The organism is Rhodococcus sp. SG20037 (genome assembly GCF_031763325.1).
Lineage (GTDB): Bacteria > Actinomycetota > Actinomycetes > Mycobacteriales > Mycobacteriaceae > Rhodococcus_F > Rhodococcus_F qingshengii.
In genome coordinates, this window is sequence record NZ_CP134497.1 from 6,193,739 (window position 1) to 6,216,643 (window position 22,905).

Below are 22,905 nucleotides of genomic sequence, written 5' to 3' on the forward strand. Positions count from 1 at the left end.
TAGATCTCCTCGGAGTTGGAATATGCGTGACGAGTTGGCGTTTCAGCGCACTGGGCGCGCACGAACATCGGCCAGGAAGTGCGCCACCAACTCGTTCCACGCGTGTGGGTCCTCGAAGTAGGGGGAGTGGCCGCGGTCGGCAAGCTCGACCACTTCGGCGTGAGGCAGGAACTCGGCGGCGCCGCGAATCCGCTCGGGTGTCATCAAATCGTCCAGCTCACCTGCGATCAGGAGAACCGGCGCAGCCACCGCCGCGAGTTCGGCCACCGAATAGTTGTGGGCCTTGAGAATTCGGAAGAACTCGGTGTCAGGTGGGCGATGGCCGAAGGTGCCGAGAGCTTGGTACAGGTATGCCCTCGCCATGTCCAAGCTCGGCAACCGTCCACCCACAGCGGGATGCTCCCCCAGGGGCCGCGCGGTGACGGGTGCTGCGGTGAGGGGAGGTGCGCTGTCCGGACCGAATCCGACGGGAATGCCGCCGGTCGTGCAGGCCAGGACTACCGACTCCACCCGGTCCGGAACAGCGATCGCGGTCCCCAATGCGGCCCAACCGCCCATCGACTGGCCGACCACGTGCGCTCGATCAACCGCCAACAGGTCCATGATTTCGATCAGATCAGAGACTGCCGCTACCGGGCCGTGGTTGCCGTTCTCGTTGGTAGAGCGGCCGAATCCTCGCTGATCCCAGCTGATCACCCGATAGTGCTGAGCGAAGTAGGGCACCTGCTGGTACCAGACGGCCGCATTTCCGCCGAGACCGTGCGTGAGAATCAGATCCGGGCCCTCGCCGGCAGTCTCGTACCAGACCCGTTCGCCGTCTGCGACGGTGATGAAGCCCTCGGTCCGTGAAATCATCCTTGTTCTCCTGTGTCGGACGGGCGCTTGCCCGAAGTGTGGTCAGTGAGGAGTTGCTGCACTTCATCGGTGGCCCGCAGCAGGTGTTCTTCGACCATTCGCGTCGTCTTCGCATCGAAGTCGGTATCGAAACCGATCACCGTCAACGCACAGAGCGGAGACCCCTTGCGGGAAGACACTGCACGCGAGACCGAACCGATGATGTCCTGAGATCGTTTGTGGACAACGGCGAATCCGGTTTTCTGCGTATCGGCGATGTCGGCGAGAAAGCCGGTGGGTCCTTCCAGCGGATAGCCGCTCTTCTCCACCATCGCCAGGTAGGGCGCCCGGGTGTTGTCCTCGAGTGCCGCCACCAACGCGAGCGGACCCGCGAACCGGTGCGGCGGAAGCAGATCCCCGAGCATCCGAGTGATCATCTTGAGTCTCTCGGGACGCAGCGCCGCGATGATCCGCGTCCCGCCGCTCTCGAGAACCTGCAGATTCACCATCATGTCCGTGCTCTCGGACAGCACCCGCATGGTCGGATCGCACAAGGCCGCCAACGAATGCGCTGCCGCTTCGTGGGAAACCTGCAGTGCAGCCGGGCCGGGGAGATAGCGACCGTCGTAGCGGAAGACCCAACCACGGTTCGCGAGTTCTCCGAGCACTCGGTGCGCAGTCGGGCGGAGCATCCCGACTTCTTCTGCCAGTTCGCTGAGCTTCATCGGCGTGGTCGAGCGCGCGATGGCCTCGAGTAGATCCAACGCTTTGTCGACGGCGGACGCAGAACCCTTCGTCATCCGATCCCCTCCCGGTGCCGTGGATGTACCCGGCGATCCGAAATCTCGTGTTCTTGGAAAACCCTTGGCATTCGTCTTGGAAATTACTATAGTCACAACAATCGTTCCGGCGTACGGAATTCTTTGAGCTTCTTCACCTTCCCACCGGATTACCGGCAAGGAAGTCATATCTTTCCCAGCGAGAGGTTTTCGGACATGACGGTTGGACTTACCCTTCGGTCGACACCACGGTTCAGAGTTGTTGCCCTAGCCGCGGTCGCGACCGCGGCATTGGCACTGACAGGCTGTTCGAGCGACGCCACGGCCTCCGACGACGGGGGCACCCAGACCACCACGATTCGAATCGCACCTCAGCCGATCGCGGACTTCGCACCGATTTGGCTCGGCATGGAGCAGGGGTACTTCACCGATGAGGGACTCGACATCCAACTCGTGGAGGGCGGCGCTAGTTCCTCGGCTCAAATTCCGTTGTTGCTCAGCGGAAATGCAGATATGGCAGCCACGACTGCCGCTGCCGCAATTCAGGCACGGAGCCAGAACATGCCCGTCACCATTGTCGGCGGGCTCACGAATTTTGCCGCAAATGACAGCGTCGACCAGTCCGGTCTCGTGGTCGCCAAGAACAGTTCCATCAGCGGCTTCCGTGACCTCGAAGGCAAGACCGTCGCGATCAGCGGTTTGAAGTCCGTCAGCGAAGCAGTCATCTCTGCCGCGGTGGAGAAATCCGGCGGAGCAGCGAACAAGGTCTCGTTCATTCAGGCGCCCATGCCCAACCTCGGCGACCTGGTTTCCACCGGCGGGGCCGACGCGGCGTTCCTCATCGATCCGTTCCTGAGTAAAGCAACCGACTCGGGGCTGAAGATCCTCGGCCACCCCTTCCCCTTGGCCGCGCCCGGTGTGCCAGGGACCTCGCTGGTCGCTTCGGAATCGTTTGTCAATGCGAACCCTGACTCACTCGCGAAATTCCGTACCGCGCTTGCCAAATCAGTTGACTACGCCAATCAGAATCCGGGCGCGGTCAAGGCTGCACTCTCGACACAAGCCAAGATTCCGCTAGAAATGCTGGCCAACAGCAAGAATCCTCAGTTCGTCGCAGTAGTGGAACCGGGTGCTCTCGGCACGGAGATCGAACTGCTGGTCAAGTACGGGGTACTGACGGATTCGGTCGAGGCCGAATCCCTGCTGACCCCGGCCAACTGAGTTGTCCGCCTTGACAACCCTGCAGACTCGCCGCAGGCAGGTTCTGCTCGGTCGGCTGCTGACGCTCTTCGCGTTGGCAGCCGCCTGGCAGATCTTCGGAATGCTCGGCGACGAGGACGTCAAAGGTATTCCGAAGTTCAGCGACGTGGCAGTGGCCTTTGTGAACGAACTCGCCACGTCCTCGTTGTGGACATCACTGGGACAAACGGTGACCACCACGGCGATCGGATTGGCGCTGTGCCTGGTGATCGGAATCCCGGCAGGGCTGCTGCTCGCCGCGCACCCGTTCCTGACGGTCTCCTCCCGCTTCGTCATCGACTTCTGCCGAACCGTTCCGCCGCTCGCAATCATTCCGCTCTTTCTGCTGATCATGGGCCCGACGCAACGGATGGCGGTGGCACTGATCGTGGCAGTAAGTGTGTGGCCGATTCTGCTCCAGACGATTCACGGTGTGCGCAACGTCGACCCGGAACTGCTGGCCACCGCACGATCCTTCCGACTTCCACTGTGGCGCAGGCTCGCTCTCGTCGTCGCACCGGCATCGATGCCCTACATCTTCACCGGGATTCGCATCTCGGCAACACTGAGCTTGCTGCTGACCATCGGTGCAGAATTGATCGCCGGCGTGCCGGGACTCGGTAAGGAGATCCTGCTGAGCCAATCCGTCCCCGATCGAATGTTCGCACTGATCATCGTCGCCGGACTACTCGGAATGCTGCTCGCCTTCGCCGTGATGGCGATCGAGAATCGTTTACTTGCCTGGCATTACATCCCGAGGAGGATGACGACGTGAAGATGATGTCAGGACTTCGACTCCTCGCGTGGGAGTTGTGGCTGCCGATCTTGATCGTCGTCGTATGGTACTTCGGTTCGGAGTCGAGCAAGTCGCCTTACTTCCCGCCGCTGTCGCGTATCTGGAAAGCGTTTGTGGACAACTGGTTCGGTCCGGGATTCGCCCACGATGTCGTACCGAGCTTGACCAACCTTGCCTTCGGTCTCGCCGTGGCACTGGTGGTCGGCGTCGGCGCCGGTCTCCTGCTGGCACTGTTCCCGCTGGCTGCCGACATTGCCGATCCGTTTCTCCAGTTCTTCCGCGCTATTCCGGCGCTGGCCGTATTACCCGCTCTTTTCATCGTTTTCGGAACCGGTTCGACGGGTAACGTTGCCGCCATCGCCTTCGGCGCGGTCTGGCCGATACTCCTCAACACCCTCGACGGCATTCGCTCCATCGACCCGAGTATCCGATTGGTGGCGCGCAGCTACCGGATCCGTACACCCCTCCTGGTGACGCAGGTACTCCTCCCCGGAGCGATGCCGCAGATAACAGTCGGTATCCGCACCAGTCTCGCGATCGGTGTCGTCATCATGGTCGGAAGCGAAATGTACGTCTCCACTGCAGGAATCGGTCACTTCGTGATCGTCGCGCAACAGACCTTCGCGATCGCCGACATGTGGTCCGGAATTCTCCTGCTGGGAATCATCGGATACGTGCTCAACCTCGGATACGGCGTGATCGAACGATGGTTGCTCAGATGGCAGCCGCGGACCCACGACGCTCTCGCAGTGAAAGGAAACTGATGTCATCCACAGAATCTGCGGCATCGATACCCGCAGTCGAACTGAGCGGCCTCGGGGTGACCTACGGCGGTCCCACCGGCCGCGAAGTGCTCCGCGGCATCGATCTGTCCGTTGCACCCGGAGAAATCGTCTGCATCGTCGGCCATTCCGGCATCGGCAAGAGCACGCTGATTCGTTGCATCGCCGGTCTGCAGAAGCCGACCACCGGTGAGGTCCGCATCGCCGGGATCGCGATCGATGCACCGCCGGCCACGCTGGCTCTCGTGTCACAGGACTACGGACGCACACTGATGCCGTGGCTTCGAGTGGGCGAGAACGTTCGCCTGCCGCTACGGGGCAACGGTCTGGCGCGGAAGGTTCAGAACGAGAGGGTTAGCGATGCACTTGCCGTTGTCGGTCTAGGCGGTGCTGCGCGTTCCTACCCCTGGCAGTTGTCCGGCGGAATGCAGCAGAGAGTGGCGATAGCTCGCGCTCTCGCCTATCGGCCGCAGGTACTCCTCATGGACGAACCCTTCGCGTCGGTCGATGCGCAGACCCGCGCGGAACTCGAAGACCTGCTGCTGACGCTTCAGCGTGATCTTGGCATCACCGTCCTCCTCGTCACCCACGACGTCGACGAATCGGTGTACCTGTCCGATCGAGTGGTCGTCCTCGGCGGAACTCCGGCATTGACGCAGGACATCGTCGACGTCCCGTTGACCGGAGCTCGAGATCAACTGACCACCAAGGCAGACCCACTGTTCATCGAGTGCCGTACCAGGGTCCTGTCCGCGATCCAGCAGTCGAAGGTGGTGGCGCCCGTGTCGTAAGCGCCTCGCCTAGGCTGGCTCCGTGATCCTTCTCCTCATCGGCCTCGCGCTGCTCGGATTCTGCGGCTACCGGTTCAGGCAGGATCGACGGAGGCTGAGCAACGGCGTCTACCTACTTCTCGGACTGATCTTCACCGGTCTGTGGATGTTGCAGTCGGGTGCGCCGGGAACCGAGGTCCCGTCGTTCGTCATCGCGACGATCGCTCTGCTCTCGCCGTTGCTGGTGCTCATGCTTGCAGGATTCCTGATCGTCAACGGAGTCACGATGCTGCGGCGCGAGGGATTCAGCGTCGCGAATCTGCTCTCACTCGTCGCCGGACTCGGCCTGCTCGTTCCCTACGTGTTGCTCGCATCAGCGCTGCTGACGCAGAGATATTGGCTCGCAGTCGTTCTCGGTTCGTTCAGCCTGGTCGCGTCGTACCTGGGGTTTCTGTTCACGAGCTTTCTGCTCTACTCCTACGTCTACGGACGCCAGAAGTATCAGCCCGGAATGGACGCGATAGTGGTTCACGGCGCCGGGCTTTCGGGCGCCGACGTGACGCCCCTGCTTGCCAGCCGTCTGGACAAGGCGGCCGACGTCTTTCGCGCCGAGGTCCGCGAAGGACGTTCACCACTGTTGGTCGTGAGCGGCGGGAAGGGTTCGGACGAGGTGGTCAGCGAGGCGGAGGCAATGTGCGTCTACCTCGTCGATCACGGGATACCGCGCGAGAGCGTGATTCTCGAGGACCGCTCGACCACCACGCTCGAGAACCTCGAGTACACCAGGGACCTTCTCCGTGCCAACACCACGAAGCCTCGAATGGTGCTGGTCACCAGCAACTTCCACATCCTCCGAACCGCGACGTTTGCCCGAAGCCTCGATCTGGATGCGGAAGTCATCGGTTCCCACACCGCCCGGTACTACCTGCCGAGCGCCATTCTGCGCGAGTTCGCCGCCGTCACGGTGGAGCACAAGTGGCTCAACGGAACGGTCTGCCTGATCCTGGCCGCCCTGCCCCCACTGGTGGTCTGGGCGGTCGGAGGCATTTCGTAGCCGGATTCAGCGAATCAGGCTCTCGACGCCCATCGGTCGGCGACCCAGAAGCAGTTCGACGGCCGCGCTGCCGGCAAGAAAATCATGGTGGTTGTAGAACTCGAACATCGCCGCCAGACGCGAGCTGGCGTTGACGTCAAGGCTGCTGCCGATCTGTTCGCGCCATTGATCCACGCTGATCTGATCTATCGCGACGGTCCGTGACGTCTGCTTTTCCACCATCTGTGCCACCTCCACGACGCTCAGAGCTTGCGGGCCGCCCACCTCGTACGTCGCTCCGTGATGTTCACCCGAGCCCTCGCTCAGTACGACCGCGGCAACAGCCGCCACGTCCGCCAGACTCACGAACGAGAACTTCGTTTCCGCGCTGTACGGCAGGACGATGGTGTCAGACCGACCAGTGAGTACCGCCTCGAAATTCTGCGCGTACGCACACGGTTGCAGCACAGTCCATTTCAAGGGTGAACGATGCAGTTCGTCCTCACACCTGGCTTTGTCCAGGTGATGCGGCATGGACGGGCTGAACGGCCACGCGACGGAGTGATAGACAAAGTGCTCCACTCCCGCCGAAGCCGCTGCCGTCAGCGCATTGCGAAGCAGTGCGGGCTCGTCGGGATGGACGTTCGGGCCAATGAAGTACACGCCTCGGCACCCGGCGAGCGCCTTGCGCAGTCCGCTTCCGGTTTCCAGTTCTACCTCGAAGTCCCCGTCGACACGCGCCTTTCGCACCAGTCGCCGAGCTGTCACGCTCGGCGGCAGTGCGGCGACGACGGCCTCACCGGTCTTACCCGCGGCGCCGATCACCGCGATGTCGGCGCCGCGAGCAATTCCGTTCTCCATGAGAGTTTTCCGTCCTAGACGTAGTCGTAGACCGCTGAGGTGGCGCCACCCGAAAGCTGCGCGTAGCCCGGACCCCGATCGAAGAAGGGCTCGTTCTCACCGCGTTCCGAGCGCAACTGATCCCGCAACTCCGTGGTAGCAGCCTCGTCGACGGTCGGCTCGTCACCCTCGATCACGACGACAACGCCGTAGTCGTCGCGTGCACCCTCTACGGAAACCTTGCGCCACTGAATGTCTCGCAAGACCTCTTCGGTCGGGCGCTCCAGGGGATCTCCCCAACCACCACCACCGGTGGTGCGAATCCGTACGACCTCGCCGGCCTTGATCGGCTCGGCATCGGTCAGCGCGTCGAACTCACGCTCGTTCGGTCCACCCGGATCCAGGACGACGGAGAACGGCCGACCGGCCTTGCCACCCTTGACTCCCCAGCAGGCGAGAATCGAACGGTCCGCGATGGACATGAAGTGAGCATCCTTGAGCATGCGGATGTGCTTCTCGTATCCCAAGCCGCCGCGGTAACGTCCGGCTCCGCCCGAATCCATGGCCAGACCGAGCTTTTCGACGATGAACGGGAAACGGCTCTCGGTGAACTCGGTCGGCAGGTTCCGTGAATCGGGAACGACGTGAATCGTGTCCTCGCCGTCGGCGTAGTAGCGTCCGCCGGAACCTCCGCCGAGCACCTCACGCATGAGATACGAGTGACCCTCGAAGTCCTCACCGTACACACCGGTGTACCTGATGGTCTCCTGATCGGCGGGCATGTTGCCGTCCACAGCCTTGGCCACGACGCCGGCCAGCACTCCGAGCAGACGGAGGATGACAAACGTGCGAGCGTTGGTGGGGGCAGGGAAGATCGGGGTGATCAATGTTCCCTTCTCGGGGAACTTCATCTCGATCAGCGGTACGACGCCCTCGTTGACATCCAGTTCGGCCATGCGCTCCGGGGTGTCCGCGAGGTTACGCAGAATCGGGGCCAACCACTTGATGAGGAAGTTTCCGTCCGCGTAGTCACCACAGTGGTTGATCGGGCCCTTTGCCTGCGGTCCAGTTCCGTTGAAGTCCAGGATGAGTCGCTCGCCGCCCTCGTCCTCCGGCCGCGTCTTCGTGAGCGTGATCCGCTGGATGTGGAGCATCGGCTCGTCGACGCCGTCGTGCTCGGCGTAGTCCTCCCACGTGTACTCACCGACCGGGATCTTGCTGAGGATCTCGCGACGGTACGTCTCGGTGGTCGCGTCCATCATCGCGTCGAAGCACGACTCGACGGTGTCGACGCCGTAGCGCTCGAACAATTCGGTGAGTCGACGCGCACCCATCAGGCACGCCGAGCACTCGGCGTCGAGGTCAGCTGCCAACGCATCCGGCATACGGGAGTTACGCGTCATGATGCGCAGTGCCGCCTCGTTGGGAACTCCCTGGTCCCACAGTTTGATCGGCGGAACCATCAGTCCCTCTTCGTACACCGTGGTGGCGCCGGACGGCATGGAGCCGGGGCAGCAACCGCCGATGTCGTCGTGGTGACCGAACGCCTGAACGAACGCAACAACCTTCGGCTCGGCATCGGGAGTGACGCGGGCGAAGACAGGCACCGTGACGCACAGGTCGGGGAGATGACCGATGCCACCTTCGGACAGGTAGACGTCGTTGTGGAAGTACACGTCTCCCGGCTTCATCGTCTCGAGTGGGAAGTCCCGGGCGATCGGATGAACCAGGGCGGAATACGAACGGCCCGTGAGCTTGCGGAGGTTCCGGTCGTGAATACCGGCGCGGAAGTCGTGAGCGTCACGGATCATCGGTGAGCGCGAGGTGCGCGAAATGGAGGTCTCCACCTCCATTTCCACGCTGGCGAGGTAACCGGCGACGATCTCGACCAGAATCGGGTCAGGTGACGCGCCGTCGGTAGCGGTGAGTCGGTACGGCTTGGCCGCGGTGGCAGCAGCAGCATCGAGAATGGCGGTCATCACTTCACTCCGTTCGAGTCGGAAGACTTCGAGATACGAATGTTCCCGAAGGTGTCGATACGTGCCGAGAATCCGGGGTGGATCGGGACAGTCGAGCTGAACTCCTCGATCACGGCCGGTCCTTCGATGACGTCACCCGCACCGAGCAGTGTGCGATCGTAGGTGGCCGTTTCGACCCAGCTGTCGAAATACGATTGACGCGAACCGGTTCGAGCGGTGTCGGCGCCGGTGCCGGCCGGGATCTCCTTGAGCGTCGGACGCTTGATCGGGCCGATGCCACTCACGCGCAGGTTGACCCACTCGACGTGCTGCGACGGGTCTCCCCGGAAGTCGTAGCCGTACAGTTCGCGGTGCGCCTGGTGGAACGCCTCGGCCGCGTCGTCCATGATCTGCGCCGTGACGGTACCTTCCGCCACCGGGACGCGCACCTCGAATGCCTGACCGAGGTAGCGCAGATCCGCAGTACGAGAGTACTTGCGCTGCGTCTCGTCGAAACCCTCTTCGGCGAGCGCGATCTCGGCTTCGCCGGCCAGCGCGTCGAACTGGCTCTGCAGGTCTTCAGCCTTCAACCGGTCGTGACGACTGACATGCGTCTGGACGTAGTCGTTGCGGACATCGACCGTCAGCAGACCGAACGCGGAGACGTTACCCGGATTGAGCGGGACGAGAACGTCTTTCAGACCCAGGATGTCGACGAGACGGCAGGCGAGCAGGGAGCCGGAGCCGCCGAACGTCACGAGGGTGAAGTCGCGAACGTCGAGGCCACGCTTGACGGTGATCTGACGCAAGGCGTTGGCCTGGTTCCATGCCGAGACCTCGAGGACGCCGACCGCGCACTCCTCGAAGCCCAGACTGAGCTGTGTTGCAAGCTCTTCGAGGCCCTTGCGTGCCAATTCCGTGTCGAGAGGAATCTCGCCACCGAGTAGGTGGGGTGGGATGCGACCGAGCAGGACGTGCGCGTCGGTGATGGTCGGTTCGCTGCCGCCCTTGCCGTAGCACAACGGTCCGGGATCGGCGCCGGCCGACTGAGGGCCGACTCGGAGGGTGTGTTCCGGCGTCATCCACGCGATCGACCCACCACCGGCGCCGACGGTCACGACGTCGATCATCGGGATCTTCGACGGGTAGTTGCCCACTCGCCCTTCGGTGGTCAGCGCGGGCTCGCCGCGAACCACGACGGTGACATCCGTCGACGTTCCGCCGCCGTCACAGGTCAACACCTGCTCGACGCCGGCGGCGTCGGCGATCAGCGCAGCACCGAGGGCTCCGGCGGCCGGTCCCGACAGGACTGTCGTAATAGGCTGGTGAACAACCTCTTTGGCCGACAGGACACCGCCGTTGGACTTCATGACGTAGAACGGGATGTCGCGGGGTTCACCGTCGGTGGTCGAGAACTCACGCAGACGATTCGCGATGTTGTTCACGTAGTTGCGGATGTTCGGCTTGACCGCGGCGTCCACGAGTGTGGTGATGGACCGCTCGTATTCGCGGTACTCACGCAGCACCTGGCTCGAGATGCTCACCGTCGCATCGGGGAAAACTTCGAAGAGGATGTCGCGTACGCGCTCCTCGTGCGTCGGATCGGCGTACGAGTGCATGAGGCAGACGCCGATGGTCCGGATCCCGCGGTCCTTGAAGAACTGCGCTGCGCTGCGGACACTCTCTTCGTCGAGCGGACGAATCTCGCTGCCGTCGAAGGAAAGGCGTCCACCGACGGTGCGTACACGATCGGCGGGGACGATGCGTTCGGGCTTGACCCAGAAGTACGAGTTGCCGTAACCGTCCGGCACCGACTGACGAGCGATCTCGAGAACGTGCTCGTAGCCCTCAGTGGTGATGAAGCCGAGGTTCTCGACCTTGCCTTCGAGCAGCTTGTTCGTCGCTACGGTCGTGCCGTGGCTGACCGCACCGATGGAGTCGCCACTCTCACCGAGCTTGGCGAGTACCTTCTCGATACCGGCGAGAAAGCCCTCGGCGGGGTCCGCCGGGGTGGACGGGGTCTTGGTGGTGACGATGGCGCCGGTTTCGTCGTCCACTGCCACGATGTCGGTGAACGTTCCGCCGGTATCGATACCGACCCGAATCTTCCTGGGTTCCACGCTTCCTCCTGAGATCTTTGGCTCGTCTCGTCTGGTACCGATCGACGGTTGCGGCCTAGCCGGTAAGTGGCTCGTACCTGACGTGTAGAGCTATTCCACAGGTTCGGAAGAGCGGATTCTTTGTCACAATTCGCCGAATCGGGGGACCAAGGTTCGGCGCACGATCACGAGCGGATCTTCGCCGGCGCCCCAATGGGTTACGCGGACGTGAAAAACGCCCCGAACCTGGTCGGTTCGGGGCGTTTCCCTCATCGTGAATCAGCTGTTGACACCTACGCGAACTACTCGCGACAACCAGAACGCGCCAGGAATCCGCCTATAGCAACACCTGACAAAGCAATGGCTGCGCCGACGACGGCGCTGACCATCACCGTGCGAGCATCTGTGCCGCCCGCTGTCGGTGCAGCGGCCGGAAGAACCGCCGGTGCCGCGACAGCTCCGGAAACTACCGGCGCGCCTTCGACCGCCACTGCCGGTACCGCCGCCGCCACGGCGGCAGTGACCTTCTCGGGAATGCCGTTGGCAATGACGCCGTCGATGCTCTTGAAGAACACCCCGGCCATCTTCTTGGCTACACCGGTGATCATGCGCTGCCCGACGCCGCCGACCATCCCGCCGACCACGGCGTCGGCGTCATACGAAAGCAGCGTGCCACCCTCGTTCTCCGTCAAGGTGACCGTGACGTCCGCCTTCACCGTGCCGGGAGCACCCGCCCCCGAAGCCGTCATGACAAACGAATTGGGCCGATTCTGTTGCGACAGAACAACCTCGCCGTCGTAGACGCCCTTGATCGACGCAACTCCCGCCATGATGGAGAGCTTGTAGTGATTGTCCGTGAGCTGCTCGAGCGACTGCACACCGGGAATGGTCGCGGCCAGTACACGACCGTCCTGGAGCTTGTCGTAGACCTCTTCGCGAGGTGCCGTCAGCTGCGCGGTGCCGGCGATTCTCATGCATTCTCCTCTGATGACGAACCCGCGTGTGCGAGTCGAAGTTCGAACAGTTCGGACGGTGAAATGGGCATGGACGTGATCGAGATTCCTTCGGCGTCCTCGATGGCAGCCGCGATGACGGCGCTGGTGGGGATCACACCCGCCTCACCGGCACCCTTCATTCCGAGTGGGTTGAGTCCCGACGGCGTGACGGTGTGATCCATCTCGAGCGAATCCGGCATCTCGGTGACGAACGGCATCAAGAAGTCCATGTACGACGCGTTGAGCATCTGCCCGTGCTCGTCGTAGACGATCCGCTCGTAGAGTGCGCCGCCGATACCTTGCGCGACGGCGCCCATGACCTGACCTTCGACGATGCGGGGGTTGATCACGTTTCCGCAGTCGTGGATGACAACGTAACGACGGACCGTGATCTCGGCTGTCACGGGATCGGTTTCGACGATCGCCGCGTGCACTCCCGAAGCGAAGGTGGAACTGGGCGGCGAGTAGTAGCCGGTTGCTTCCAGACCGGGCTGCTCACCCTCGGGAATCGGCGGCTTCGACATGTCCGTGTCGGTCTTGGCGAAACCGGTGGCCAGCTTCGACTCACGGTCGAACGCATATCGTAGCGGGTTCGACAGCACGGCAACAACACTCAGCGGTACGGACGTACCCTCCACTCCGGCTTCGGTGCCGATCTTGCACACGTGGCCTTCCCGGAGTTCCAGTTCGGTTTCCGGCAGATCCAGGATTCCGGACGCGATCTTCTTCGCCTTCTCCGCGACCATCTGCGCTGCGACGTGGAAGGCCGAACCTGACATGACCGCACCACGCGAGGCGAAAGTGCCGACGGCATAACCGAACCGGCGGGTATCACCCGTGACGATCTCGACGTCGGAGACCTTGACTCCGAGGTCGTCCGCAACGATCTGGGCGAACGCGGTCTGGTGGCCCTGACCCTGCGTCGTCAGGCCTGTTGCGGCCTTGACCTTTCCGGACGTCTCGACCACGACGTGCGCACCCTCGTAGGGTCCGGGTCCGGTTCCCTCGACGTACGCACCGATACCGATTCCGACCGACCGACCTTCGGCGCGAGCCTTCCTCTGGTACTCGGGAAATCCGTCCCAGTCGATGAGCTTCTTGAGCTTTTCGATGCCTGCCTGATAGTCGCCCGTGTCGTAGATCAACGGGCGTCCGTCCTGGAACATCAGGCCGAAGTCGTACGGCATGTCCTCGGGGCGAATGAAGTTCGCCTCCCGCACCGCGATCTTGTCCTTGTTCAGGTACTTGGCGATGGCGTCCATGGATCGCTCCATCGCGAACACGGCCTGCGGACGTCCGGCGCCGCGGTACGGGGTCACGATCACGGTGTTGGTGTACAGCGAATAGGCGTTGACCCGGAACGACTTCGGCTTGTACGGCCCGAGAACCTGCGTCGCGGTGTTGATCATGACGATGATCCCGTACGGCAGGTAGGCACCGTTGTCGTGCCAGAACGTGAAGTCGAACGCCAACAGACGACCCTCGTCGTCGAATCCGATGTCGACCTTCTGGATCTGCCCGCGCTCGTGTGCGCTCGAGATGAAGTGCTCACGGCGATCCTCGACCCACTTCACCTCGCAGGAGATACCGGCCTGGCCGAGGCGTCGAGCGGCCCACGTGATCATGACTTCTTCGGGCCACGGGTGAACGATCTTGACGCCGAATCCGCCGCCGACGTCAGGAGCGATGCAGTGAACCTTGTTCAGCGCCATCCCCAATCGCGCGGCGATTGCGGCGCGGGCGGACGTGGACGTCTGGGTGGAGGTCCAGAACGTGAGGGTGTTCTCGTCACCGTCCCAACGTGCGTAGACGCCCTTGCCCTCCATCGGCATGGAAGCCGAACGCTCGATTTCGAGATCCAGCGTCAGTCGGTGCGGCGCGGCGGCCAGTTCGGCATCCAGATCTCCGAACCCGTGCTGCAGGTGAGCGGCGACGTTGTCCGGAACGTCTGCGTGGACGGCGTTCGCGGCGGTGCGAGCGACGTCGATCCCCACTACAGGCTTCAGCGCCTCGTAGGTGACGTCGATCTTCGCGCAAGCGTCCTCGGCGATGTACCGGTTGTCGGCGACCACCATGGCGATGGCTTCTCCGACATGCTTCACCTCGTCCTTCGCGAGGGGATACCCGTTGCGCGGAGCGATGATTCCCGGATGAGGAATGAGCAGTGGCAGGTTCTCCGCCATTTCCGGCGTGTCCGCGAGGAGATCTTCGTAGGTGTAGATGGCATGTACGCCAGGCACTTCCAGCGCCTGGTCGATGTCGATGTCGATGATTCGCGCATGGGCGTGCGGCGACCTGACGAATGCCGCGATCAGCGCGTTGTGGCCCAGATCGTCGAGGTATCGCCCCTGCCCGCTGAGCAGACGCGTATCTTCCTCGCGCGGAATCGGTTTACCGAAGAACTTGCCGTCGTCGGCAACCGAATGATCGGCCGTCGAATGATCGGAAGCGGGGTGCTTCGCCCCGTTGCGCTTTGCTGGTTTGACCGGAGTACTCATGCCTTACCCGCCCGTCCTCCGACAGGATTCGTTGTTCCCCGCACCTTGCGATCCAACGCCTCCCGAGTGGACGCGTCGTCGATTCCGAGCGGGAACTGCCCGGCCCGTTCACGCTTGATCTCGGCTGCGCGCAGAACCGACGCCCTGATGTTCTGGTACCCCGTACAACGGCAGAGGTTTCCCGCTATCGCGTCGGTAGCTTCCTCCCGCGTGGGGTTGGGGTTCTCCTCGAGAAATGCCGCGATGGTCGTCACGAATCCCGGAGTGCAGAATCCGCACTGCAGACCGTGACAATCCTTGAACGCCTGCTGAACCGGATGCAAAGTGCCGTCCGGCTCGACGAGGCCTTCGACGGTGGTGATCGATCGACCTTCGAGGCTGGCCGCGAGGACAAGGCAGGATCGAACAGGCTTTCCGTCGAGCAGCACGGTGCACGCACCACACACGCCGTGTTCACAACCCACGTGCGTGCCCGTCTTACGGAGGTGGTGACGAATGGCATCCGAAGCCAGAGTGCGGGAGGGAAGAACGACGGTGTTCGTCACCTCGTTGAGCGTGAACGTGACAGCTACATGGTGCTCACCGGTATCTGCTGCCAGCTCGGCAAGTTGATCATCGATGGAGCGATCGTTTTTGGACATTGTCACCACTTTCCTGCCAGTACTGCGTTCTCACTGAGAGCATCCGTTGCCGCCGCGAAGCCGACCCGCGCCGTGAGCGCGGACACCAACTGCGAGCGGTACGCCGCCGTCCCGTGAATGTCTGCCTCGGTATCTATCTGCGCGCGGGCGCATTCCCCGAGGGTGCGCCACCGCGGGTCCCGCTGATCCGTCGCGGACGCCCCCGCCAGTACGTCCGTGTAGTCCACGACCTGCCCCAGCTCTCCGGCGGACACGTACGTCATGTGCGCTTCGGTCACCAGACCGTCGACCACGCGAATCCGGGCGACGACGCCGACCAGTGCATAGTCACCGTGACGACGCGCGATCTCGTCGATGGCGGTTCCCACGCCGGGTTCGGCGGCGGGCACCGACACCGACACCGCGATCTCGTCTGATTCCAGGCTCGACTCGAGAGGGCCGGCGAAGAGATCCGTCGACGCGATCTCGCGGGTGCCACGCACCGACTGGACGGTCACGCTGCCCCCGAGCAGCGTCAGGACTGCCGGCATCTCCGCCGACGGATCGGCATGGACGATGGAGCCGACGCTCGTCCCGCGGTTACGGATCGTGGGGTGCGCTACCAACTGCAGAGCACGGTTCAGCAGAGGCTGGACTCGACGAGCACCTTCGTCGGCCGCCAGCACCGAGTGCGTGGCCAGGGCCTGGAACCGCACTCCTTCGTCTTCGGACGAGGTCACCGAGGCGAGGTTCGGGATCGATCCGATGTCGACGATGTGGGCGGGCGCGGCGAGGCGCATGGACAGCAGCGGCACAAGCGATTGCCCACCGGCGAGCACCTTCCCCTCGTGAGAGACCTCGGAGAGGATTCGGCACGCGTCCTCGACCGAGGACGGTCGGTGATAAGTCAGCGGCGACGGTTTCATTACTCAATCCTGCCTCTATGAGTCACTTCACGTTTTGTGCAGATGTGACAACGGTCACGGGTCATACCTGGCATACATTCAACTTGGCATCACGTGAGCTGCGCCACGGGCTCTTCGCGTTCGTCATCTGACGCATTCGCCCCCGGCGTTGCGCCCGGCCGCCTGCCGGACTTCGGCCTGTTCAGTTCAGGGTTCCAGGACCCTACGAGCCGGCAGAGGTGGTACATCACGATCAAGACGATGGTGCCGAGCGCGATACCTCCGAGCGAGAACGTGTCACTGAACTTCAGCGCCGTGTCGCCGATACCGATGATCAGACCGGCGGCAATCGGCATCAGATTCAGCGGGTTCCCGAAGTCGACGCCGTTCTCTTTCCAGATCTTGGCGCCGAGCAGACCGATCATGCCGAACAGAACCACAAGAATTCCGCCCAGGACGCCGCCGGGCGTCGCCGCCATGACTGCTCCGAACTTGGGCGAGAAGCCGAGCAGGATCGCGATGAAACCCGCAATCACGTACGCGGCGGTCGAGTACACCCGCGTGGCAGCCATGACACCGATGTTCTCGGCATGCGTCGTAGTGGGGGAGCCGCCTACTGCGCTGGCGATGGCGGTGGCAAAACCGTCACCGGCAATGGCGCGTCCGATGTACGGGTCGAGATCGTCGCCCGTGATTTCGGCGACTGCCTTGACGTGTCCGGCGTTTTCCGCGACCAGTGCGATGACACCGGGAAGCACCAGAACGATGAATGTGAGGCTGAACGAGGGAGCATGAATACCGACGATCCCGTTGGCTTCGTCCGAGAACGGCGGCAACCCGAACCAGGACGCCGAGTGCACCGAATCCCAGTTGACACGAAAGTGCTCGGTGGGTGCGCCACTACCACTGGCGGACGTGATCGGACCGGAGAGCCGGTCGAGGACCCACGAGAAGATGTAGCCGAAAACCAGGGCGACGAGAATGGCGATACGTCCCAGGAAGCCGCGTAGCGCAACGCTCATCACGATCAGTGCAACCATCACGATCAGTGCCACCCACTGATCCTGCGGCCAGTACAACCCCGCGACCACAGGCGCCAGGTTGAAGCCGATCAACATCACCACAGCGCCGGTGACCACCGGCGGTAGCGCTTTACTGATGACGCCACCGCCGAGAAAGTGGATGGCGATGCCGACGAATCCCAGAACCAACCCCGACACCAGAATCGCACCGGTCACTTCGGCCGTCGTTCCACCTTGGGCACGAATGGCGGCAACGCCACCGACAAAAGCTGCGGATGTTCCGAGGTAGCTGGGGACGTGCCCCTTGACCACCAGCAGGAAGAAGAGCGTACAAAAGCCTGACATCATCACGGCAAGTTGAGGATTGAGGCCCATGATGATCGGGAAGACGAACGTCGCGCCGAACATCGACACGACATGCTGGCCGCCCAACCCGATGGTTCTCGCCCAACTGAGTCGCTCGCCGGGAGCGACCACTTCGCCGGCTCCGATGTTCTTTCCGTCTCCGTGCAACGTCCAGATCGGCATGACGAGACCTTTCGCAAAGGAGGAAGGTGTTCGAAATGCTTTGTGCCCCAGCTCACAAACACCGTGTCTGGAGTGAAACGCTAATGCAGGACCGAGATTTGGACGTGATGACAATCTGCCAGAACCCACTCACCGAGATTGGCAACAATGGTGGCAGATGATGCGGGCAGGGGTCATCGTCAGTGTTGGAGGCAGTTTCGACCGAAATGAGGACCACGCCACGAAGGGCCCAAACATTTTCTTCGGCTTAATGATTCCGTAACACGATGTCTGTCAACGGAAAACGACAGTCCTAGCCGAGGGCTGCGAGGATTCCCGCTGCCATCTCCGCGACCTGATCATCGGTCATCACAAACGTCGGCGAAATCTGCATCGCACCCTGACCCGCCGCGCGACCCGAAATACCGTGCTCGCGAAGCGTCTTCACGAACGGCAACGCCTCCGCCGGATCAGCCAACTGCACAGCAGCAACCGCACCGAGCCCACTACGAACCTCCGCCACCCGCGGATGCTCCGCCAACGGCTGCAGATGCGTATGCAACGACGCCTCCAAACGCTTCGACTCCGCGAGCAGATTCTCACGCTCGAGAATGTCGAGGTTCGCCATCGCCGCCGCAGCAGCACCGGCATGCCCGCCGTAGGTGTACCCATGACGCCACCACGAACCCGCATAGAACGGCTCCGCCACCCGCGGCGCGATGAACACCGCACCCATCGGAACATAACCCGACGTCAAACCCTTTGCCGTGGTCATCATGTCCGGCTGCAAATCGAAACGAGTAGACGCGAACCACTCACCACCGATCCGGCCGAAACCGGTCACCACCTCGTCGACGACAAACAGAATGTCGTGCTCGCGGCAGATGTCACGCACCTCCGCCAGATACCCCTCCGGCGGCAGATACACCCCACCCGCACCGATGATCGGCTCCGCGAAGAACGCCGCGATCTTGTTCGCACCGATCTTCTCGATCAACTCGAGCAGGCTCTTCGCATCGTCCCAGCCGACGGTCGCCGCATCCGCCATCAGCTCGCCGTACCCCTCACGGTTCACCGGAATACCAGCGAGAGCCGTTCCGGCAACGTGCATTCCGTGATACGCCTTCTGGCGTCCGACGATAATCGCCTTCTCCGGCTGCCCCACCTCGTGCCAGTACCGGCGAGCGAGCTTCGCCGCAGTGTCCACCGAATCCGAACCACCCGAGGTGAAGAAGATCTTGCTCCCGGCAACCGGCGCGATCGTCGCCAACCGCTCCGCCAACACCTGCGTGGTCTCGGGAACAAAATCACCGAAGTTGGAGAAATGAGCGATCTTCGACAACTGAGCCGCCACCGCATCCGCGATCTCCGTGCGCCCGTGCCCGACATTGGTGAACCACAGGCCCGCCGTCGCATCCAGATACCGAGTGCCCTCGCGGTCCCAGATGTACGCGCCCTCACCGCGAGAGACGACAAACGCGCCGTTCTTCTCCACAGCGCCCATGTCCGCGAACCCGTGCCACAATGCCGAAGCCATCGTCGTTCTCTCCCAACTGGATACGTTCGAAATAGATCGGTCAGTTCACGCGGAGTGCGGGCGGAAGAACCCGCTCGACCCACTGGGTTGCCTGCTCGAATGCGTAGGCGAGTTGGAGTACGTCCAAGTCGGCGCCGTGCCGACCGATGATCTGGATACCCATGGGAAGCGAACGATCATCGAAGCCGACCGGCATCCCCGCAACCGGAACCCCGGCCATCGTCCAGGGAACAACCGTCTCCATCCACCGGTGATACGTGTCCATCGACCGGCCGTCGACGGTCTCGGGCCAGTGAGTGTTCTTGTCGAAAGGAAACACCTGGGCACTGGGCGCAAGAATGTAATCGTAGGTTTCGAACATCTTGGTAATGGCCGACAGCCAGCCGTTGCGGGCCTCCGCGGCCTTGGTCACGTCGAGAGCCGACAGTGTGACCGCGTGCTCGAGTTCCCACAACAGTTCGGGCTTCATCAACTCGCGCAAGCTCGGATCGTTGTACTGATCGATCAAGCCGAGCTGTGCCCACCAACGCCACCGCAAGAACAGTTGCCAGATGTCCTCGGGTTTGAAGTCGGGAAGCGCCGCCTCGACGCGGCACCCCAACTGTTCGAAGACCTCGAACGAGGATTCGCACAACTCGAGAACTCCAGGTTCGGTTGCCAGGTAACCGTTCCAGTCACCGACCCATGCGATCCGAGAGCCCTTCAGATCACGTGCGAGGCTTTCGGTGAATACCGCGGGATTCTCACGAATCCCCAACGGTGCATAAGCATCCGGCCCCGCCATCGTGGAAAGCAGGTGAGCCACGTCGGTGACGGTTCGGCCCATCGGGCCCACAACAGCGCCCTGAGCGATGAATCCCGTCTCCGGTATCCGACCCCAGGATGGTCGAAACCCAACAACGTTGTTGAATGCCGACGGGTTTCGGAGCGAACCCATGTAATCGCTTCCGTCAGCCACCGGCAGCATGCGGAGCGCCAACGACGCAGCGGCGCCTCCGCTGCTACCGCCGGCAGTGCGCGAATTGTCGTACGGCGACACCGTCGTACCCCACACCGGGTTGTACGTCTGGGATCCGAGCCCGAACTCCGGTGTGTTCGTCTTGCCGATCACAATGGCACCGGCAGACCTGATCCGCTTGACGAACAGTTCGTCATCTTCGGCGATTCGGTCCGCGAACATCGGCGACCCGGACGTGAACGGCAGACCCTTGGCCGCCGAAAGATCCTTCACCGCATGCGGAAACCCGTGCATCCAACCGAGATACTCCCCACTCGCCAACTGCGAATCACGCTCGCGCGCCTCCGCCGTCAACGCTTCCCGATCCCGCAATGCGACAATCGCGTTCACCGCCGGGTTATGTAATTCGATCTGATCGAGGAAGCTGTCCATCACCTCGACACACGACACTTCACGCCTGCGTATCAGACCACTGAGCGTGACCGCATCGGCCATGACGAGTTCGCGATTCTCGGGCGCACCGGAAACGCTCTCGTCGACAGGGTCAGCAGCATGAACCATCGTGAATCCTTTCAAGCAGTGAAGTGGGGTACGCCGCGGCGGACTCGCCGCCACCGGCAACTGATTCGAGGACGAATTGCCGGTGGCGGCGCGACTGTCGAGGTTTCCAGCGAGGTTCTTGCCTACTACTGACCGAGATCGACGATGGCAGCGACTGGGCCGCCGCCCTCGGGACCCTGGTGCGCTGCCGATACCGAGACGAACACTGCCGGATCGCCGGTGACAGCTGCCGTGACTCCGCCGACACACGACTTGATCTGGCGGTGCCAGTGCACGTCGGAGTCGTCGAGCATCGCATTACGACGGCCACGGACCGTTCCGTCCTGACTGGCCTCGCACTTCAAGAACACGTTGACGAGTTGACCGTCCAGGTCGCTCGAGTGCGGCCGCTCCGGAAGTTCGAGTCCGGCGTCACGGATCGCCGCCCAGATGCCGTCCTGGTCGAGCGGATCCTTCATCACGCTGTGGCCGATCCGGTAGCGTCCGCCGACGCCACGTGCGTTACCGACGACGACGATCTGCGCGCGGTCCAACTCGACGCCGGACGAGCAGGATGCGACAGAGGAGAAGAGTTCGCGGCTGTGCATGACATCCTCGTCGGTCGGCATGTCGATTTCGCCGAGCGCAACCGCGATCCCCAGAGCCGTTCCGCCGTTGGACAGGTCCATCGACTCATGAGTCTGTTCGGTCCACACAGTCTTGCCGCGGCTCTTGGCGTCACGGATGGTGTGAATTGTCAGCAACGGAGTCTTGGTCTGTACGTAGTGCACGTCGGCGGGATCGGTGATGCCGGCATTGGCCATCGCGTCTTTCACTGCCGCAGCAACTTTGGTGATCATGGCCGTACGGCCGATGTCCTCGGGCAGCAGTTGCTCACTCATGGCGACACCCACGGTCAGTCGCGGCTCGTCGGTCTTGGTGACCTTGTCTGCCGGCACGGTCGCGAAGATCGTCGCGTGCGGGCTGATCACGCCGTCCGTGCCGCCGGACCAGACGATCGGCACCTCCGCCACTTCTTCGGGGCTGCGATTACCCTTGGCGGAGAGAACCTCTCGGAACGCTCGGTCCGCGATGATGCGCGTGTAGTCGTTGACGCCGCCGTTACCCTCGGTTTTGCCGATGACTGCAATGACGCGGTCGGCCTCGAGGACACCGTCGTCGATCAGCTTGGCGAGCTCACTGGCGTCGGAGACGCTGTGTAGCGGAACCTTACGGACCTCGATTGCTTCGGGCATTGGCATCTCCTTGTATAGGGAATCGTGGAGGCAAAATTGGGCCTTGACAGCTCCGGGCGCCCAGTCCAGCCGAGCGGTTCGGAACTGCCGTGTCGACCACGCTATGACGACTCGAACCCTTCGGCATCGTCAATACTTGCCCAAACGAAAACCGTGATTGGTTATTTCGACTCCGATTCACCGGTTGTGCGCCGCCCCATCGGTTCTCACTTACGATTCGACCATGGACACCACTGTTGTCGACCATCCGCTGGCGGCATCTCTGCTCACGACCATGCGCGACGCTCGCAGCGACAACGCAACGTTCCGGTCCGCCTTGCGCAGACTGACCCATATGTTGGTCTACGAGGCCATGCGCGGCGCAGAACTGGAACAGTTCGACATCGAGACGCCAGTTGCTCCGACGCTGGGGGTGCGGCTGGCGAATCCACCGCTCCTGGTCCCGGTCTTGCGAGCGGGCCTCGGCATGGTCGAACAGGCGAGTGCCCTTATTCCGCAGGCAGGCGTCGGTTTCGTGGGAATGGCACGAGACGAGAAGACACACCAGCCGGTTCCGTATCTCGAGTCCCTGCCTGCTGATCTGTCGAGCACCCCCGTCTACGTCCTCGATCCGATGTTGGCGACCGGTGGATCCATCGTCCGCACAATCGATCTGCTCATTGCACGCGGAGCCACCGATGTGACTGCAATATGTGTAGTCGTGGCTCCGGAAGGGATCGAAGCACTGAAGAACTCCGGACATCCGGTCCGGCTCCTCACAGCGAGCATCGACGACGGCCTGAACGAAAATGCTTTCCTGATACCTGGACTCGGAGACGCGGGCGATCGCCAATTCGGGCCGCGGTAGTTGGCAGACATACGGAGAACCGCTCATTCCGAGAGGCTATTTTCGTCAACTGTTGACAATGTTCGTCGCGTGATCGAGCGTAGTCTCGCG

At 62.6% G+C, this 22,905-nt stretch carries 20 protein-coding genes; 7 read left to right on the forward strand and 13 right to left on the reverse strand.

Annotation, left to right across the window (positions count from 1 at the left end):
* Nucleotides 1–42 precede the first annotated feature (42 nt).
* Both RHP72_RS28640 and RHP72_RS28645 read right to left on the reverse strand, forming a co-directional pair.
* The gene (locus tag RHP72_RS28640) at nucleotides 43–855 is read right to left on the reverse strand and encodes an alpha/beta fold hydrolase (RefSeq protein ID WP_064113581.1); all 813 of its coding nucleotides are present in this window, start codon (nucleotides 853–855) and stop codon (nucleotides 43–45) included.
* Nucleotides 852–1,634, reverse strand: coding sequence for an IclR family transcriptional regulator (locus tag RHP72_RS28645; protein ID WP_234552205.1), 783 nt, complete (start codon nucleotides 1,632–1,634; stop codon nucleotides 852–854). Before RHP72_RS28645 ends, RHP72_RS28640 begins: the two co-directional genes overlap by 4 nt.
* A 195-nt stretch (nucleotides 1,635–1,829) precedes the next feature.
* On the opposite strand from RHP72_RS28645, the gene RHP72_RS28650 reads away from it, so the two are divergent.
* The 5 genes from RHP72_RS28650 to RHP72_RS28670 are packed head-to-tail and all read left to right on the forward strand — an operon-like array spanning nucleotide 1,830 to nucleotide 6,254.
* A complete protein-coding gene (locus RHP72_RS28650; protein ID WP_234552203.1) occupies nucleotides 1,830–2,834 on the forward strand; it encodes an ABC transporter substrate-binding protein in 1,005 nt (334 codons plus the stop codon).
* Nucleotides 2,835–2,844: 10 nt separating this feature from the next.
* Nucleotides 2,845–3,627, forward strand: coding sequence for an ABC transporter permease (locus RHP72_RS28655; RefSeq protein WP_234552201.1), 783 nt, complete (start codon nucleotides 2,845–2,847; stop codon nucleotides 3,625–3,627).
* A 2-nt stretch (nucleotides 3,628–3,629) separates the two neighbouring features.
* Entirely contained in the window at nucleotides 3,630–4,412 is a 783-nt protein-coding gene (locus tag RHP72_RS28660; RefSeq protein WP_218959922.1) for an ABC transporter permease, read from the forward strand.
* Nucleotides 4,412–5,221 carry an ABC transporter ATP-binding protein gene (locus RHP72_RS28665; RefSeq protein WP_054831935.1) on the forward strand — a complete coding sequence of 270 codons (810 nt, stop codon included), beginning with the start codon at nucleotides 4,412–4,414 and terminating at the stop codon, nucleotides 5,219–5,221. The genes RHP72_RS28660 and RHP72_RS28665 overlap by 1 nt, the downstream gene beginning before the upstream one ends.
* Nucleotides 5,222–5,243: 22 nt before the next feature.
* Entirely contained in the window at nucleotides 5,244–6,254 is a 1,011-nt protein-coding gene (locus RHP72_RS28670) for a YdcF family protein (protein ID WP_047271863.1), read from the forward strand.
* Nucleotides 6,255–6,260: 6 nt separating this feature from the next.
* Here the strand turns inward: RHP72_RS28670 and RHP72_RS28675 are convergent, their stop codons facing one another.
* The 10 genes from RHP72_RS28675 to RHP72_RS28720 form a co-directional block, all read right to left on the reverse strand.
* A complete protein-coding gene (locus RHP72_RS28675) occupies nucleotides 6,261–7,094 on the reverse strand; it encodes an NmrA family NAD(P)-binding protein (RefSeq protein ID WP_234552200.1) in 834 nt (277 codons plus the stop codon).
* Between the two features lie 14 nt (nucleotides 7,095–7,108).
* Nucleotides 7,109–9,052 (reverse strand): hydantoinase B/oxoprolinase family protein, encoded by a 1,944-nt coding sequence (locus RHP72_RS28680; protein ID WP_007735492.1) that lies wholly within the window; start codon nucleotides 9,050–9,052, stop codon nucleotides 7,109–7,111.
* Nucleotides 9,052–11,151 carry a hydantoinase/oxoprolinase family protein gene (locus RHP72_RS28685; protein WP_003946077.1) on the reverse strand — a complete coding sequence of 700 codons (2,100 nt, stop codon included), beginning with the start codon at nucleotides 11,149–11,151 and terminating at the stop codon, nucleotides 9,052–9,054. The genes RHP72_RS28680 and RHP72_RS28685 overlap by 1 nt, the downstream gene beginning before the upstream one ends.
* Nucleotides 11,152–11,432: 281 nt before the next feature.
* On the reverse strand, nucleotides 11,433–12,104 hold the full coding sequence (locus tag RHP72_RS28690) for a carbon monoxide dehydrogenase subunit G (RefSeq protein WP_007735490.1): 672 nt from the start codon (nucleotides 12,102–12,104) through the stop codon (nucleotides 11,433–11,435).
* Complete coding sequence (gene cutA, locus RHP72_RS28695; protein ID WP_030537954.1) at nucleotides 12,101–14,623, reverse strand: aerobic carbon-monoxide dehydrogenase large subunit; 2,523 nt, start codon at nucleotides 14,621–14,623, stop codon at nucleotides 12,101–12,103. Before cutA ends, RHP72_RS28690 begins: the two co-directional genes overlap by 4 nt.
* Entirely contained in the window at nucleotides 14,620–15,264 is a 645-nt protein-coding gene (locus RHP72_RS28700; protein WP_003946048.1) for a (2Fe-2S)-binding protein, read from the reverse strand. Before RHP72_RS28700 ends, cutA begins: the two co-directional genes overlap by 4 nt.
* Nucleotides 15,265–15,266: 2 nt before the next feature.
* Nucleotides 15,267–16,169 (reverse strand): xanthine dehydrogenase family protein subunit M, encoded by a 903-nt coding sequence (locus RHP72_RS28705; RefSeq protein ID WP_030537955.1) that lies wholly within the window; start codon nucleotides 16,167–16,169, stop codon nucleotides 15,267–15,269.
* An 89-nt stretch (nucleotides 16,170–16,258) separates the two neighbouring features.
* Nucleotides 16,259–17,698, reverse strand: coding sequence for a uracil-xanthine permease family protein (locus RHP72_RS28710; RefSeq protein WP_003945984.1), 1,440 nt, complete (start codon nucleotides 17,696–17,698; stop codon nucleotides 16,259–16,261).
* A gap of 292 nt (nucleotides 17,699–17,990) precedes the next feature.
* Nucleotides 17,991–19,214 carry an aspartate aminotransferase family protein gene (locus tag RHP72_RS28715; protein WP_172827079.1) on the reverse strand — a complete coding sequence of 408 codons (1,224 nt, stop codon included), beginning with the start codon at nucleotides 19,212–19,214 and terminating at the stop codon, nucleotides 17,991–17,993.
* Nucleotides 19,215–19,254: 40 nt separating this feature from the next.
* A complete protein-coding gene (locus tag RHP72_RS28720) occupies nucleotides 19,255–20,733 on the reverse strand; it encodes an amidase (RefSeq protein WP_047270153.1) in 1,479 nt (492 codons plus the stop codon).
* On the opposite strand from RHP72_RS28720, the gene RHP72_RS28725 reads away from it, so the two are divergent.
* Nucleotides 20,725–20,865 carry a hypothetical protein gene (locus tag RHP72_RS28725; RefSeq protein ID WP_155277953.1) on the forward strand — a complete coding sequence of 47 codons (141 nt, stop codon included), beginning with the start codon at nucleotides 20,725–20,727 and terminating at the stop codon, nucleotides 20,863–20,865. The genes RHP72_RS28720 and RHP72_RS28725 overlap by 9 nt on opposite strands.
* Here the strand turns inward: RHP72_RS28725 and RHP72_RS28730 are convergent.
* Nucleotides 20,859–21,968 (reverse strand): ring-opening amidohydrolase, encoded by a 1,110-nt coding sequence (locus tag RHP72_RS28730; protein ID WP_007735206.1) that lies wholly within the window; start codon nucleotides 21,966–21,968, stop codon nucleotides 20,859–20,861. The two genes, RHP72_RS28725 and RHP72_RS28730, sit on opposite strands and share 7 nt — an antisense overlap.
* A gap of 223 nt (nucleotides 21,969–22,191) precedes the next feature.
* Here RHP72_RS28730 and upp point away from each other — a divergent pair, with 223 nt between their 5' ends.
* Nucleotides 22,192–22,815 (forward strand): uracil phosphoribosyltransferase, encoded by a 624-nt coding sequence (gene upp / locus RHP72_RS28735; RefSeq protein WP_007735207.1) that lies wholly within the window; start codon nucleotides 22,192–22,194, stop codon nucleotides 22,813–22,815.
* Nucleotides 22,816–22,905: the final 90 nt, after the last annotated feature.

What these genes read in the sequence shown, in the direction of transcription:
- cutA (WP_030537954.1), bottom strand. Translation starts at nt 14,623, where the DNA reads ATGAGTACTCCGGTCAAACCAGCAAAGCGCAACGGGGCGAAGCACCCC.
- RHP72_RS28665 (WP_054831935.1), top strand. Translation starts at nt 4,412, where the DNA reads ATGTCATCCACAGAATCTGCGGCATCGATACCCGCAGTCGAACTGAGC.
- RHP72_RS28650 (WP_234552203.1), top strand. Translation starts at nt 1,830, where the DNA reads ATGACGGTTGGACTTACCCTTCGGTCGACACCACGGTTCAGAGTTGTT.
- RHP72_RS28675 (WP_234552200.1), bottom strand. Translation starts at nt 7,094, where the DNA reads ATGGAGAACGGAATTGCTCGCGGCGCCGACATCGCGGTGATCGGCGCC.
- RHP72_RS28720 (WP_047270153.1), bottom strand. Translation starts at nt 20,733, where the DNA reads ATGGTTCATGCTGCTGACCCTGTCGACGAGAGCGTTTCCGGTGCGCCC.
- RHP72_RS28680 (WP_007735492.1), bottom strand. Translation starts at nt 9,052, where the DNA reads ATGACCGCCATTCTCGATGCTGCTGCTGCCACCGCGGCCAAGCCGTAC.
- RHP72_RS28700 (WP_003946048.1), bottom strand. Translation starts at nt 15,264, where the DNA reads ATGTCCAAAAACGATCGCTCCATCGATGATCAACTTGCCGAGCTGGCA.
- upp (WP_007735207.1), top strand. Translation starts at nt 22,192, where the DNA reads ATGGACACCACTGTTGTCGACCATCCGCTGGCGGCATCTCTGCTCACG.
- RHP72_RS28710 (WP_003945984.1), bottom strand. Translation starts at nt 17,698, where the DNA reads ATGCCGATCTGGACGTTGCACGGAGACGGAAAGAACATCGGAGCCGGC.
- RHP72_RS28730 (WP_007735206.1), bottom strand. Translation starts at nt 21,968, where the DNA reads ATGCCCGAAGCAATCGAGGTCCGTAAGGTTCCGCTACACAGCGTCTCC.
- RHP72_RS28715 (WP_172827079.1), bottom strand. Translation starts at nt 19,214, where the DNA reads ATGGCTTCGGCATTGTGGCACGGGTTCGCGGACATGGGCGCTGTGGAG.
- RHP72_RS28645 (WP_234552205.1), bottom strand. Translation starts at nt 1,634, where the DNA reads ATGACGAAGGGTTCTGCGTCCGCCGTCGACAAAGCGTTGGATCTACTC.
- RHP72_RS28660 (WP_218959922.1), top strand. Translation starts at nt 3,630, where the DNA reads ATGATGTCAGGACTTCGACTCCTCGCGTGGGAGTTGTGGCTGCCGATC.
- RHP72_RS28705 (WP_030537955.1), bottom strand. Translation starts at nt 16,169, where the DNA reads ATGAAACCGTCGCCGCTGACTTATCACCGACCGTCCTCGGTCGAGGAC.
- RHP72_RS28725 (WP_155277953.1), top strand. Translation starts at nt 20,725, where the DNA reads ATGAACCATCGTGAATCCTTTCAAGCAGTGAAGTGGGGTACGCCGCGG.
- RHP72_RS28640 (WP_064113581.1), bottom strand. Translation starts at nt 855, where the DNA reads ATGATTTCACGGACCGAGGGCTTCATCACCGTCGCAGACGGCGAACGG.
- RHP72_RS28690 (WP_007735490.1), bottom strand. Translation starts at nt 12,104, where the DNA reads ATGAGAATCGCCGGCACCGCGCAGCTGACGGCACCTCGCGAAGAGGTC.